General features: G+C 66.3%; 15 protein-coding genes. 11 read left to right on the top strand and 4 right to left on the bottom strand.

Annotated features, from left to right (window positions below; all coding sequences use genetic code 11):
- Nucleotides 1–11 precede the first annotated feature (11 nt).
- Nucleotides 12–956, top strand: coding sequence for a helix-turn-helix domain-containing protein (locus AC0L3S_RS07940; protein ID WP_473265755.1), 945 nt, complete (start codon nt 12–14; stop codon nt 954–956).
- Nucleotides 957–1,039: 83 nt separating this feature from the next.
- On the opposite strand, the gene AC0L3S_RS07935 is transcribed toward AC0L3S_RS07940, so the two are convergent.
- Nucleotides 1,040–1,792, bottom strand: coding sequence for a 16S rRNA (uracil(1498)-N(3))-methyltransferase (locus AC0L3S_RS07935; protein WP_473265756.1), 753 nt, complete (start codon nt 1,790–1,792; stop codon nt 1,040–1,042).
- Between the two features lie 210 nt (nt 1,793–2,002).
- Here AC0L3S_RS07935 and AC0L3S_RS07930 point away from each other — a divergent pair, with 210 nt between their 5' ends.
- Together AC0L3S_RS07930 and ubiA are read left to right on the top strand one after the other, a co-directional pair.
- The gene (locus AC0L3S_RS07930; RefSeq protein WP_473265757.1) at nt 2,003–2,662 is read left to right on the top strand and encodes a hypothetical protein; all 660 of its coding nucleotides are present in this window, start codon (nt 2,003–2,005) and stop codon (nt 2,660–2,662) included.
- Entirely contained in the window at nt 2,659–3,591 is a 933-nt protein-coding gene (gene ubiA, locus AC0L3S_RS07925) for a 4-hydroxybenzoate octaprenyltransferase (protein ID WP_473278638.1), read from the top strand. Before AC0L3S_RS07930 ends, ubiA begins: the two co-directional genes overlap by 4 nt.
- On the opposite strand, the gene AC0L3S_RS07920 is transcribed toward ubiA, so the two are convergent.
- Nucleotides 3,588–4,106: a DUF6101 family protein gene (locus AC0L3S_RS07920; RefSeq protein WP_473278637.1), complete on the bottom strand. Its 519-nt coding sequence runs from the start codon at nt 4,104–4,106 to the stop codon at nt 3,588–3,590. The two genes, ubiA and AC0L3S_RS07920, sit on opposite strands and share 4 nt — an antisense overlap.
- Before the next feature lie 264 nt (nt 4,107–4,370).
- Here AC0L3S_RS07920 and AC0L3S_RS07915 point away from each other — a divergent pair, with 264 nt between their 5' ends.
- From AC0L3S_RS07915 to lpxK, 6 genes are read left to right on the top strand one after another with little or no spacing between them, the layout of a single operon-like run.
- A complete protein-coding gene (locus tag AC0L3S_RS07915; RefSeq protein ID WP_473262539.1) occupies nt 4,371–5,774 on the top strand; it encodes a TldD/PmbA family protein in 1,404 nt (467 codons plus the stop codon).
- Entirely contained in the window at nt 5,761–6,579 is an 819-nt protein-coding gene (locus tag AC0L3S_RS07910; protein ID WP_473278636.1) for a 3'(2'),5'-bisphosphate nucleotidase CysQ, read from the top strand. The genes AC0L3S_RS07915 and AC0L3S_RS07910 overlap by 14 nt, the downstream gene beginning before the upstream one ends.
- Nucleotides 6,580–6,639: 60 nt before the next feature.
- Nucleotides 6,640–6,882 (top strand): DUF4170 domain-containing protein, encoded by a 243-nt coding sequence (locus tag AC0L3S_RS07905; RefSeq protein ID WP_007596929.1) that lies wholly within the window; start codon nt 6,640–6,642, stop codon nt 6,880–6,882.
- Nucleotides 6,879–7,592, top strand: coding sequence for a lysophospholipid acyltransferase family protein (locus AC0L3S_RS07900; RefSeq protein WP_027520420.1), 714 nt, complete (start codon nt 6,879–6,881; stop codon nt 7,590–7,592). Before AC0L3S_RS07905 ends, AC0L3S_RS07900 begins: the two co-directional genes overlap by 4 nt.
- Nucleotides 7,555–8,901 (top strand): 3-deoxy-D-manno-octulosonic acid transferase, encoded by a 1,347-nt coding sequence (locus AC0L3S_RS07895; RefSeq protein ID WP_473278635.1) that lies wholly within the window; start codon nt 7,555–7,557, stop codon nt 8,899–8,901. The genes AC0L3S_RS07900 and AC0L3S_RS07895 overlap by 38 nt, the downstream gene beginning before the upstream one ends.
- A complete protein-coding gene (lpxK, locus tag AC0L3S_RS07890; protein ID WP_473278634.1) occupies nt 8,894–9,910 on the top strand; it encodes a tetraacyldisaccharide 4'-kinase in 1,017 nt (338 codons plus the stop codon). Before AC0L3S_RS07895 ends, lpxK begins: the two co-directional genes overlap by 8 nt.
- A 212-nt stretch (nt 9,911–10,122) precedes the next feature.
- Here lpxK and AC0L3S_RS07885 read toward each other — a convergent pair whose 3' ends face one another.
- Nucleotides 10,123–10,350, bottom strand: a complete 228-nt coding sequence (locus AC0L3S_RS07885) for a DUF2093 domain-containing protein (protein WP_007596922.1) — start codon at nt 10,348–10,350, stop codon at nt 10,123–10,125.
- A gap of 174 nt (nt 10,351–10,524) precedes the next feature.
- Between AC0L3S_RS07885 and AC0L3S_RS07880 the strand changes: the two genes are divergently transcribed.
- Together AC0L3S_RS07880 and AC0L3S_RS07875 are read left to right on the top strand one after the other, a co-directional pair.
- Nucleotides 10,525–11,349: a dienelactone hydrolase family protein gene (locus AC0L3S_RS07880; protein WP_473278633.1), complete on the top strand. Its 825-nt coding sequence runs from the start codon at nt 10,525–10,527 to the stop codon at nt 11,347–11,349.
- A 71-nt stretch (nt 11,350–11,420) separates the two neighbouring features.
- Nucleotides 11,421–11,585, top strand: a complete 165-nt coding sequence (locus AC0L3S_RS07875) for a hypothetical protein (RefSeq protein ID WP_473262544.1) — start codon at nt 11,421–11,423, stop codon at nt 11,583–11,585.
- Nucleotides 11,586–11,998: 413 nt separating this feature from the next.
- Here AC0L3S_RS07875 and xseA read toward each other — a convergent pair whose 3' ends face one another.
- Nucleotides 11,999–13,621 carry an exodeoxyribonuclease VII large subunit gene (gene xseA / locus AC0L3S_RS07870; protein ID WP_473278632.1) on the bottom strand — a complete coding sequence of 541 codons (1,623 nt, stop codon included), beginning with the start codon at nt 13,619–13,621 and terminating at the stop codon, nt 11,999–12,001.
- Nucleotides 13,622–13,646 lie beyond the last annotated feature (25 nt).

Here is a 13,646-nt window from a genome sequence, read left to right as displayed (position 1 = left end):
CGGATCGCTTGATGTCGTTCCAGGATCTCAAGCCGTCCTCGGCGCTCGAGCTCAAATCGTATGACATCGATCATTTCGGCGAGACCGAGAAATACGCCGGCGCATCGAGCATGCCGTTGTCGGCCGGGGTGACAGCGATCATGCGTGCCCGGCTCACCTTGCCGAGCCTGACCCTGTCGCTGTTGAAAACCTTCCCCCGGATCATTCGAGGCTATCAGTTCACCAATGCTGCCGCAGTGGCGGTACCGATGGATCACGTGACCTCTGCCCGCATCAACGGGCAATCGATGGGCGGTTCTGTCCTCGTATTGAAAGGTGATTCAGATTGCCTGGTGCATGAGCCGGAGGGGCGTCTGCTGGCAGTGGTCTACTTCAGTCCATCCGGGCGGGAGCCATTGCCTGAATTGGGCGATGGATGCCATTTGCTGAATCCGGCGCCGGACGTGCTTGCCTCGCTGCGCCGTCTGATCTCGATCTCGCTTGAAACCGCAGCAAATGACCCAGACTTCCTGAACGAGCCGGCTTCGCAAGCACTTGTCGAACAGTCGCTGCTCAGCACGATGGATGCGGCGATCTGGTCCAGTGTCGCAAGCGGACCTGTGTCATCCACCAGCGAGCATTATCGGCGGATCGTGGCTGATATGGAGAAACTGATCCGGCGCGATCTGATGATCTGGCACAAGACGACCGAACTGGCGGAGCAGGCGGGCGTGTCGGTCCGGACTCTCCAGAGTGCGACACGGGCCATCTGCGGCATGAGCCCGCATCGCTATAGCCGGGTCTTGCGCCTCTGGTCGGTGCGCAAGCAACTGCGCACCGGCCGAGCGGGCCGGAGTGTGAAGTCCTGTGCGCTTGCGCATGGTTTCTGGCATCTCAGCGAGTTCGCAGCGAGCTACAGAGAGGCTTTCGGAGAGTTGCCTTCCGAGACTCTGAACCGATCGCTACGAGGCGAATAGCAGGGTGCGGTCGCCCTCGACCCGGTTCGCTGGCTTTGGGCTGCTCAGATGATCAGCAGCCGGAAGGCCAACCAATTATTGCCTTAGCCGCGTTCGCCACCCCAGTCGCCCAGCACCGCCTGCACCAGCGCCAGCGCGGCCACCGCGGCCGTGTCGGCCCGCATGATCCGGGGTCCCAGCGCCAGCCGCAGGATTTTCGGCTGCCGCAGCAACAGGGCCCGCTCTTCCCCGGCAAAGCCGCCTTCGGGGCCGATCAGCACGTCGATTCCCCCCGCCGCGCCGGCGCCTTGCAGGCTCTGAATGGGATTTTCGAGCTCCGCCGCCTCGTCGCAGAAGATCAGCAGTCTGCCGATGGCGCGCTGGCTGAGGAAGCGCTCCAGCGGCATCGGCTCGGCAACGGTGGCGATGCTGAGAATGCCGCACTGCTCGGCCGCCTCGACGACATTGGCGCGCATCCGCTCGGTATTGACGCGGGAGGCCTGGGTGAACCGGGTCAGAACCGGCTGAAGGCTGGCGGCGCCCATCTCGATGGCCTTCTGCACCATGTAGTCGAGACGGGCATGCTTGAGCGGGGCGAAGACGTAGGCGAGGTCGGGCAGCCGGTCCTGCGGCCGGGTCTGCTGGAGGATAACGAGGCCGTCCGGCCGTTTGCGGCCTTCAATGGCAGCCTGCCATTCGCCGTCGCGGCCGTTGAACGCCAAGACCTCGGCCCCGGCGGCTAGCCGCAGCACATTGCCGAGATAGTTGCTCTGGTCGCGGTCGAGCTCGACCCTGCCGTCCTGGGCAAGGGGGGCGTCGACGAACAGGCGGGGGCCGCGGAAATCGTGGGAAGGCATGGTTCAAAGGTCCGATTTGGCGCCGTTCTTAGCCGAAAGCAGTACTTTCGGGGTAAATTTTGCCAAAATGGTGCGTCGGCGCGCCGCGCTCTCGCCCTATTCAACGGGTTGTTAAGGGCCGGCGGGAATCGTAAAATCGCGAGCACGCTGGTTGCGCTTCAATTGGGAAGACGCCGAACCCCGCAAGCTCCCGCCGGAGAGACTGCCTTGATGATCCGTCATTTGATGGTTCCGATCACTGCCGCCATGGTCACGATGGGCGCCGTTTGTGCCTATGCGCAGGGCTTCCCCGCGCCGCTGCCGGGCCAGGCCCCAGCTAGTTCCGCGTTTCCGCCCGTGAACGGCTCGGCGCCCGTCGCCTCGGTCGGCGGCGCGCCGCAATCCTCCTTCCCCGTGAACGGCGCCGCGCCCGTCGGTGGCGCCGGCGCCTTCAGCGCGGCCCCGCCGACGCAAGCCGGTCCCGGCGAGGACTGCATGAAGGCCTTCATGCCTCTGCGCGAGGATGCCGAAAAGCGCGGCAAGCTGATCAAGGCCGCGAGCGACCGTCACGCCCCGCCTGACGAGGCTTGCAAGCTGATCCGCAACTTCAGCCAGGCTGAGACCAAGATGATCAAGTACATCGAGGCCAACGCTTCGAAGTGCGGGATTCCGGCGCAGGTCGGCGCGCAGATGAAGGACGGCCACAAGAACACCGAAGCCATGGCGGCGAAGGTCTGCAATGTTGCGCAGCAAATGCAGAACCAGCCGCGCGGTCCGGCCGGTCCGTCGCTGAGCGAAGTGCTGGGTTCGGGCTCGGCGCCCGAGGCCAATGCCGGCAAGAAGGGCGGCAGCACCTTCGACACACTCAACGGCAACGTCCTGACCCGATGAGCGACACATCCGCCCGAGTTGCCGATTCCACCGGCAACTGGGTCGATACGCGCGCGCCGCAATGGGCGCGGCCTTATCTGCGCTTGTCCCGCTTCGATCGTCCGATCGGCTCCTGGCTCCTGTTGATGCCGTGCTGGTGGTCGGCGGCGCTCGCAGCCGGAATGGCCCATGACGTCCGCGGCCTGTCGCTCACCATCACCCTGTTCTTCATCGGCGCCTTCGTGATGCGGGGGGCAGGCTGTACCTGGAACGACATCACCGATCGTGACCTCGACGACAAGGTCGAGCGCACCCGCTCGCGGCCGCTGCCGTCGGGCCAGGTGAGCGCAAAGCAGGCGCTGGCCTTCATGGTCGCGCAAGCGTTGATCGGGCTTGTGGTGTTGTTGCAGTTCAACCGCTTTGCGATCCTGACCGGCATCGCCTCGCTGCTGATCGTCGCGATCTACCCGTTCATGAAGCGCATCACCTGGTGGCCGCAGATCGTGCTCGGGCTCGCGTTCTCCTGGGGCGCACTGATGGGATTTGCCGTCACCTTCGGGCGCATCGACGTCACCGCGCTCGTGCTCTATGCCGGCGCGATTTCCTGGGTGATCGGCTACGACACGATCTACGCGCATCAGGACGCCGAGGACGATGCGCTTATCGGCATCAAATCCACCGCGCGCCTGTTCGGCGCGCATACGCACCAGGCGCTGATCCTGTTCTACGGCCTCGCGGTGCTGCTGATCGGCGTGGCGCTGGCGTCGGGCGATGCGCGCTGGCCGGCCTGGCTCGGACTCGGCGCCTTCGCCGTGCATCTGGCCTCGCAGATCGCGCGGCTGAATATCAGCGACGGCGATCTCTGCAAACGCCTATTCTATTCGAACCGCGACGCGGGATTTCTGCTGTTTGCTGGTTTGCTGACCGACGCGGTGCTGCGCGCGGCTTAAGTCCGCGCGATGATCTCGCGCTCATCGCGATGCACCGACAACTCGCGTGCGACACCGGTGCGGCGGCGCATCAGAAATTTCGGACGGCGGTGGCGGATCGCGTTGGCGCGGCGACGGCGCGGCGCGGGCTTGCGTGCGCCTTCGTCGAGCTGCGGAAGCGCGAACAGCTCGCTCCAGATCGCCCAGGCCTCAACGAGTTCGTCGCCGTCGGCGCTGACCAGCAGCGGAATGGAGAGCGAGGGATCGCGATGCACGAGGACGAGGGTCTGGGCCTCGTCGTTGCCGCGCAGCGCGACGCCCGTGAAGTCGCTGACGCGGACGTTGATCGCCATCCGCATGCCGCGGACGGCACGGTGCAGCACGACACGTTCGCGATGAAGCTCGATCTGCCGGACATATCCGTCGGCGCGCGGATCATGCGCATCGAAGCGGACCGGAAGGGAAAGGGGGTCGAGCCGCAGGGAGCGGCTCGACCCGGCGGGAGCGATCCCGCTTGTTGCTGTTTGACGCCTCACGGCTTTAGTTCTCCCCGCCGGGATTATGTTCCCGGTCGATGCGAGGACCTTAGCGCGCGCCTTTCCGAAACCGCTTAAAAAGGCTGGTTAATCCAACCTCACCGCCGCGCATGATTGACAAGACCTTGGCGCGCATGATTGACGAGACGTTGCGCGCAAGGTGCGAATCTGAGCTTTTGGTGCGCTGAAAATGCTTGAAGTCCGCGCGATCAGGGCACATCTGTGGGTTCCGGTCCCGCAGCCCGCCCCAACAGGATTTCGTTTGTGAACCCTTCACCAAGCTCGACGCTTTCGCCCAAGGATTCGTCCACAGCCAGCCGCGACCTGTTCGACCAGTCTGCGCTCTCCGATCTCGCGCAGCGGCTGGTGGAGGCTGCCCGGCGCGCCGGCGCGGATGCGGCCGATGCGGTCGCCGTGCGTGGCGTCTCGCAAGGCGTCGAGGTGCGCGACGGCCGGGTCGAGGAATCCGAACGTTCCGAGGGCGACGATGTCGGCTTGCGCGTGCTGGTCGGCCGGCGCCAGGCGGTGGTCTCGACCAACGACGCCAGCGGCGATGCCGTGACCAAGCTTGCCGAGCGAGCGGTTGCGATGGCGCGCGTCGCGCCCGACGACAAATATGTCGGCCTTGCCGATCCGGCACTGCTCGCGCGCGACTTCCCCGATCTCGATCTGCTCGACCCTGATGTGCCCGCCACCTCGGAACTCGAGCGCCGCGCGCTCGAAGCCGAGGCCGCGGCGCTCGCTGTGAAGGGCGTGACCAAATCCGGCGGCGCCTCGGCTTCCGCCGGCATGGGCGGCATGGTGCTCGTCACCAGCACCGGCTTCCACGGCTCTTATCTGCGGTCCAGCCAGGGCATCTCCGCCACCGCCATTGTCGGCGACGGGACCGGCATGGAGCGCGACTACGATTTCACCTCGGCGCCGCATGGTGCAGACCTCTTGTCACCGGAGATCGTCGGCCGTTCCGCGGGCGAGCGCACCGTGGCCCGCGCCAATCCGCGCAAGGTCGAGACTTGCAAGGTGCCCGTGGTGTTCGATCCGCGCGTCGCGGGCTCGCTGGTCGGTCACGTCGTCGGCGCCATCAATGGCGCTTCGATCGCGCGCAAGACCAGCTTTCTGAAGGACAAGCTCGGCCAGCAGCTGTTCGCCAAGAACATCCGCATCATCGACGATCCCCTGCGCAAACGCGGCCTGCGCTCGCAGACGTTCGACGCCGAAGGCGTCGCCGTGAAGAAGATCGCGCTGATCGACGAAGGCGTGCTGACGACCTGGCTGCTCGATTGCGCCACCGCGCGTGAGCTCGGTCTCACCACCACCGGTCACGCCCATCGCGGCGTCTCCTCCTCGCCGTCGCCCGGGCCGTATAATCTGCATCTTGAACCCGGCACGCCCACGCCGGCCGAACTGATCTCCGACATCAAGCAGGGGTTCTACGTCACCGATCTGATCGGCTCGGGCGTCAACGGCGTGACCGGCGATTACAGCCGCGGCGCCTCCGGCTTCTGGATCGAGAACGGCGAACTCACCTATCCCGTGAGCGAGGTGACGATCGCCGGCCATCTGTTCGAGATCTTCAAGTCGATGCAGCCGGCGAACAATCTCGAGTTCCGCTACGGCGTCAATGCGCCGACCGTGCGCATCGAGGGTTTGACGCTTGGCGGACGTTGACGCGAACGCAACAGGTGAAGCCATCCTGACGCGCGACGCGGCGCTGCTGCAAGATACGGTGCGGGAGGCGGGCGCACTGGCGCAGTCGATGTTCCGCACCGAGCTGAAGAAGTGGACCAAGGGCGCGTCCTCGCCGGTCTCGGAAGCCGACATTGCCGTCAACGATCTCCTGGAATCGCGCCTGCGCGCGGCGACGCCCGACTATGGTTGGCTGTCGGAGGAGAGCGCCGACGACGAGGTGCGGCTGTCGCGGCGGCTGACCTGGATCGTCGATCCCATCGACGGCACCCGCAACTACCTCAATGGTCACGACGAATGGTGCGTCAGCGTCGCGCTGGTCGAGGATGCCTCGCCGGTGCTGGCTGCGGTGTTCGCACCGACGAGCGATGAGTTCTTCTTCGCCGCCCGCGGCCAGGGCACGACCCTCAACCAGCTGCCGGTGCGGGCGACGGCGGGATCCGAGCTCGACCTTTCGCGGGTCGCGGGTCCGAAGCCCCTGGTCGAGCGCCTGAAGCCCTCACTGGGCGAGATCAAGCTGCATCCGCGAATCGGTTCGCTCGCGCTGCGTCTGTGCCGGGTCGCCCATGGCGCGCTGGATGCGGCTTTTGCGGGCGGCAACAGTCATGATTGGGACCTTGCCGCGGCTGATTTGATCGTGCAGGAAGCCGATGGTAGGATGAGCGATCTCTCCGGAGATCCCATCCTCTATAACCGCCGGCAAGTCACGCATGGGGTGCTGGTGGCAGCGGGTCGCGATCGTCATGCGAACATTGTTTCGCATTTTCGAAACCGCCCCTTGCCGTGAAGCGCTTTCTCGTGCTTGTCGAACACTGCTTTGCCGGGCAGCCCGTTAGGAACAGAACCGATGCCAGATAGTGCCCCGCAACAACTGCTCCACCTCGTCGTCGGCGGCGAGCTCGTCGATCTCGAGCACAACACCTTCAAGAACCTCGACGACGTCGAGATCGTCGGCCTCTATCCGAACTACGCGACCGCGCACGCCGCCTGGCGCGCCAAGGCGCAGAGCACGGTCGACAACGCGCAGATGCGCTATTTCATCGTCCATCTCCACCGGCTGCTCGACCCGAATCAAGAACCGGCGCGTTGAAAAAGCTGCTTCGCAATACGCTGAGGAGCAGCTTCGTCCAGCGTGCCGTCGGAATCCTGGCGGCGGAATATCTGCGTCTGGTCTGGCGGACGAACAAATTCACGTTCGATCCGCCCGACGTCTACGACCGTGTCGAGCCGCAGATCCCGGCGATCTTCGCGTTCTGGCACGGCCAGCATTTCCTCACCCCCTTCATCAAGAACAAGGACTGGTACAAGGCCAGGGTCCTGATCTCCCGTCACCGCGACGGCGAGTTCAACGCGATTGCCGCCGAGCGGCTCGGCATCGGCACCATCCGCGGGTCCGGCGACCATGGCGGCGCGTTTCATCGGAAGGGCGGGGTCGGCGCCTTCAAGGAAATGGTGCGGACGCTCCAGGACGGTTGTAATGTCGCGCTGACCGCCGACGTCCCCAAGCGCTCGCGCGTGGCCGGGCTCGGCATCATCATGCTGGCACGGGAATCGGGGCGGCCGATCATGCCTTTTGCGATGGCGACCAGCCGCTTCGTCCGGCTCAAGAACTGGGATCGCACCACCATCAACCTGCCGTTCGGGCGGGGCGCATTGGTCGGCATCAAGGAAATCCACGTTCCGCCGGACGCGAACGCCGCCACCATGGAAGCGCTGCGGCTCGAGCTGGAGGAGACCCTCAACGAGGCGACCCGCCGCGCCTATGCGCAACTCGGCCGGCCGGGACCTGCAGATGCCTAAATCGCTGCCCGGCTCGCTGCCGTTGACGCTGCGAATGTACCGGCGCCTGGCGCGCGGCCTGGTGCCGCTCGCGCCTGTGCTGATCAAGCGGCGCCTGAAGCAGGGCAAGGAAGATCCCGCGCGCGTCGGCGAACGGCGGGGCCTGTCCCGGGACGTGCGGCCGCATGGTCCGCTGGTCTGGATTCACGGCGCCAGCGTCGGCGAGGTCCTCGCCGCGGCGGCACTGATCGAGCGCCTGCGCGATCTGAACCTGCGCATTCTGCTCACCTCGGGCACCGTCACGTCGGCTGCCATTGTCGCAAAGCGTTTTCCGCCCGACGTCATCCATCAATACGTGCCGTATGATTCCCCGCGTTATGTCGCGCGCTTCCTCGATCATTGGAAGCCGTCGCTGGCGCTGTTCATCGAATCCGATCTGTGGCCGAACCTGATCCTGGCGGGCGCCGCGCGCCGCGTGCCGATGGTGCTGATCAACGGGCGGATGTCGCCGCGCTCCTTCCCGCGCTGGCGCCGCATGCAAGGCACCATCTCGGCTCTGCTATCGCGGTTCGACATTTGTCTGGCGCAGTCGAAGACCGATGCCCAGCGCTTCGCGGCGCTCGGCGGCCGCGACGTCGTCACCACGGGCAATCTCAAGCTCGACGTTCCCGCGCCGCCGGCCGATCCCGCCAAGCTCGAACGGCTGACGGCGATGACGCGCGGGCGTCCGATCATCGTGGCGGCCTCGACCCATCCGGGCGAGGAGGAGATGCTGGTGGCGGCGCATCGCAGCCTCAGCGGTTTCTTCCCGCAGCTCCTCACCGTGATCGTGCCGCGCCATCCGGATCGCGGCTCCTCGATCACGGGCCTGATCACGGCGTCCGGCCTCAAGCCGGCCCTGCGCTCGCGCGACGAGCTGCCGACGGCGGCCACCGACGTTTACATCGCCGACACCATGGGCGAGCTCGGCCTGTTCTACCGCCTCTCGGACATCGTGTTCATGGGCGGATCGCTGATCCACCACGGCGGCCAGAATCCGATCGAAGCGATCAAGCTCGGCGCGGCCATCGTCCATGGTCCGCACGTCTTCAATTTCGCCGACGTCTACGAGGCGCTCGATCACAGCGGCGGCGCGCGCCAAGCCGACACGCAGGAACTGCTGATCAAGCAACTCGGTCAGCTGCTCGCCGATCCTGCCCTGCGCCAGAAGATCCAGCAGTCGGGCGCCGGCGTGGTCGAGGATCTCGGCGGCGCTCTCAACCGCACCATGACTGCGCTCGAGCCTTATCTTCTGCAGTTGCGGATCGAGATGGGGGCCGCCAATGCGTGAGCCGGCCTTCTGGTACCGGCCACGTTCGCTCGAATCGTACGCATTGGGGCCGCTGGGTGCGCTCTATGGCGCGATCACGGAACGGCGGATGCTGCGCGAGGGCGTCGACGCCGGCATCCCCGTGATCTGCGTCGGCAACTACCATGTCGGCGGCGCCGGCAAGACGCCGACCGTGCTGGCGCTGACGAAGCTCCTGCGCGAGCTCGGCGAGACGCCGGTGGTGCTCAGCCGCGGCTATGGCGGCAGCCTCAAGGGCCCGGTGATGGTCGACCGGATACGTCACACCGCCTCCGATGTCGGCGACGAGCCGCTGATGATGGCGCGCGACATCCCTATTGCAGTTGCGCGCGACCGCCTCGACGGCGTCGTGCTGGCGAAGTCGCAAGGCGCCACCGTGATCCTGATGGACGACGGTTTCCAGAACCCGCGTCTCCTCAAGGACACCTCGCTGATCGTGATCGACAGCGAGCGCGGCCTCGGCAACGGCAGGGTGTTTCCGGCCGGCCCCCTGCGTGCGCCGCTGAAGGCGCAGCTCGCGCGCACCGACGCGCTGGTCGTGATCGGCGGCGGCCGCGCCGCCGACGATGTCGCCGCCGAGCTTGCCAGGCGCAACAAGCCGGTGCTGCGTGCGCGGCTGAAACCCGACGCCGGATCGGTCGCAAGACTGCTGGGCAAGCCGGTGTTCGCGTTCGCCGGCATCGGCGATCCCGAGCGGTTCTTCCGCAGTTTGCGTGCTGGCGGTATCGAGGTCGCGGCTACGCGTGCCTTCGCCGATCATCACATGTTTTCGAACGACGAGATCGCAACCCTCGCCGCGGAGGCGCGGCGCGAGCAGCAAACCTTGGTGACGACGGAAAAGGATCTCGCGCGTCTGCACGGCCGCGAAGGCGTGCCCGATGGCATCGTGCCTTTCGCCGTCGAGCTCGAGTTCGACGACCCGGCTGCGCTCCGGCAATTGATCAGCGATCAGCTCTACAAGGCGCGCGAGCGGCGGTTTTCAAGGCGTTGAAACCCACTGTCGTCCTGGCGAACGCCAGGACCCATTGCCACCGAATTTAGTTTTGCGATTCACTGTGGCTCCCGCTTTGCCTCACACGCGCTCGCGGGGTAATGGGCCCTGGCTTTCGCCAGGGCGACGAGGACATTCACGCGACGTTCATCGCAACACGCCTATCGGTTTGAACCGCTCAGGAGAATGCGATGAAGTTGTTGCCCCCCGCCTCACGCTTGCGGCTTGGGCGCGCCCGGGTAATGCCGCTCGAGCACGGCGGCGGGCGTGGCGTAGGCTTCCTGCAAATCCACGCTCCAGTATTTCAACTCGTCGAGCGGGATGCGCGTATCGGTGATCGCGCAACGCACGAAGGTCCCCGGCGAGATCACGCGGAAATCGCCGTCGAGATACTGCACCTGCGCTTCGCCATGGCCCGAGGGGCCGAACTTGTTCAGCACGGTCGAAGGTCTCCGTGGAAGGCCGCTCCGGGATCACTTGGAGGGCACGATGTGTTGGATGGGATGTAGCATAGATAGGGTGGCTTGTCCGCCCGGTAAACCCACCGGTTTGTGATGTTTTGGCGCCGATTCCGCATGATAGTGCTTGAGCGAAGGATCCAACGGCAAAGTTCGATGCGCCTTCCGTTCACCGCCCTGTTCCTGACGTTCCTGATCTCGGCCGCGCACGGCTCGCCGGCGCCGCAGCAGGTCGAGATTCCGCTGGCCTCCGGCGTGCTGCATGCGCAGCTCTACAAGCCCGAGGGCACCGGGCCGTTTCCGACCGTGATCGCGCTCCACGGCTGCGGCGGCCTCGGCGGTCATTCCGATTCCGTTCTGCCCCGCTATCGCGACTGGGCCGAGCGGCTGCTCAGATCCGGCAATGCCGTCCTGCTCCCTGACAGCTACGGCTCGCGCGAGCTCGGGCCGCAATGCCGCGTCAAGGAGATGCACGTCAAGGCGCGGCGCGAACGCGTCACCGACATCGCGGCGTCGCGCGCCTGGTTGATGCGGCAGAGTTGGGTTGCGCGCGACCGCGTCAGCCTGATGGGCTGGGCGAACGGCGCCAGCGCGTTGCTCTGGGCCGTGCGTCCGCAAAGCGTTGCGCGCGAGGTGGGCCCGGATTTCCGCGCCGCGATCGCGTTCTACCCGGACTGCAGGATTTCCGCGGGCCTCGGCTGGAGCACACGGGTGCCGACGCTGGTGCTGATCGGCGGCAATGACGACGTCTCGTCGCCGCCGGCCTGCCGCCAGATGGTCGATGGTGCGCATGGCCGCAGCGCGCTCGCGCGCATCGTGGTCTATCCCGGCGCCTATCACGATTTCGACCGCGCCAACACGCCGCTGCATGCAGCCGCCGGCAGCCTTGATGCCGCCGCGCCCGAGCACGGCCATCTCGGCACCGATGCGGCCGCGCGCGCGGAGTCGCAGAAGGAAGTCGTGGAGTGGCTGGCGCGGTAGAGGGGGTCTCGTAGCCCGGAAGCCCGTGACGACGCCATCATTCGACCACGATGTCGATTAAACGCAATCCCATGCGCAACCGCCTCGTCCTGTTCACCTCCGCCCTGATCGTCTTCACGGTCGCGGTCTTCCTGTTCGAAGCCCATCTGTTCGAAGCCCATGCCGGCGCGCCGCAACTCGCGCCGGAACATTGCGGCTTCTGGACCACGATCGACGCGGGCTTGTCCTGCCGCTGAGACGCGCAGTCTTGTAGCCCGGATGAGCGTAGCGATATCCGGGGCCGCTGGTCCCGCATGTCGCTACGCTCATGCGGGCTACGACAGCTCGCAATGACGAGGTTGGGGCTGCACGCAAGCCTCTCCCAGCGTCGTCCTGGCGAAAGCCAGGACCCATTACCCCAGGGAGTCGTTTGGCGAAGATTGGTCGTTCGGGATTGACACCACGCGTGCCCGATAGACCTCGCGGTATGGGTCCTGGCTTTCGCCAGGACGACGGCCTGTGGCACGCGCATGCCACATCCTCACTGTCATCGCCCGGCTTGACCGGGCGATCCAGTATTCCGAGATGGCTGTGATCGATCGAGAAGCCGCGGCGTAGATTCCCCGCTCCAGTGCGCAATTGCGCACAAGGCGGGGAATGACAGCGACCTCTAAAACAAATTCCCCTGATCCACCGGCTTGCCCACGCGCTTCGGAGCTGGCTTCGCCTCTTGCGCCGCCGCCTTGGCCTGCGAAGGCGCGCGCTTTGCCGTCGGTGCTGCACGATCCGCATCCGCGGTCGCACCCACACGCCCATCCGCAAATTCGATCTCGACCCGTGCACCAGGCCCGATCGCGTCGGCCGCATGCAGGGGATGGCCGGCCTCGTCGCGCACCAGCGCAAAGCCGCGCGCGAGCACGCCGCGATAGGACAAGGCGGAGAGCAGCTTGCCGCTGTTCTCGACGCGGGCATCGAGCCGCTGCAACAGCGTCACGAGCGCGCGGCCCGCGCGCTCGGCCAGGCGATGGGTGCGCTCGCGCTGGCGCGCAATCGCGTTGCGCTGCGCCTGCGCATTGGAGAGCTTTGAGGCGCGCAGGCGCACCTCCAGCCCGGCAAAGCGGTCGCGTCGCCGCCGCAGCAGCGAGCGCGCGGAAAGGCCGAGCCGCTCGCCGCACACGGTGAGGCGATGATCGGCCTGCGCGATCTGGCCATGCAGCACCCGCAGCGTCAGCTTGGCGCTCGCGGCGGTGAACCTGCGGAAATGCGCGTGGGTGTTGGCCTTGAGGCAGCGGGGCAGGGACGCGCCCGCCGAATCCAGCCGCTGCCGCGGGATCGCCAGCAAATCGCCTGCCGCCGGCAGCGCGCGCGCGGCCGCACGCAGCTCGCTGCGACGGCTCTCCTGGCTGCGCAGCCAATAGGCGCGGGTGCGTCGCCCGAGATCGCCGACCTCGACAAAGAGATCGCTGCGCACCGGCACGGCCATCTCGGCCGCCGCCGTCGGCGTCGGCGCGCGCTTGTCGGCGACGAAATCGATCAGCGTGATGTCGGTCTCGTGCCCCACCGCCGAGATCAGCGGGATCATGCTCTCGGCCGCGGCACGGACCACGATCTCCTCGTTGAACGACCACAAATCCTCCAGCGAGCCGCCGCCGCGCGCGACGATCAGCACGTCGGGGCGCGGAATCCTGCCGCCCTCCGGCAACGCGTTGAAGCCGCGGATCGCGGCCGCGACCTGCTCGGCCGAGCCTTCGCCCTGAACTTTCACCGGCCACACCAGCACGTGGCGGGGAAAGCGGTCCTCCAGCCGATGCAGGATGTCACGGATCACGGCGCCGGTCGGGGAGGTCACCACGCCGATCACCTCCGGCAGCCACGGCAAAAGCTGCTTGCGCGCCTCGTCGAACAGGCCTTCGGCGGCGAGCTTCCGCTTGCGCTCTTCCATCAGCGCCATCAGCGCGCCGATGCCGGCCGGCTCCAGCGCCTCGATCACGATCTGGTATTTCGAGGAGCCCGGATAGGTCGTGAGCTTGCCGGTGGCGATGACCTCGAGCCCCTCCTGGGGCTTGAAGCGCATGCGGCCGTGCACGCCCTTCCAGATCACCGCCTCGATCTTGGCGCTCTCGTCCTTGAGCGCGAAATAGCAATGGCCGGAGGAATGAGCCCCGCGGAAACCGGAGATCTCGCCGCGGACCCGGACATGGCCGTAGGTGTCCTCGACCGTCCGTTTCAGGGACTGCGAGAGCTCGGAAACGGTGAATTCGGGAGTGTTGAGCAGGGGTTCCGCTGAAGGCATCGGCAAACGATTCGGCATGTTGGGA

The organism is Bradyrhizobium sp. Ken01 (assembly GCF_055807355.1).
This window is presented reverse-complemented; position numbering and strand designations above follow the sequence as displayed.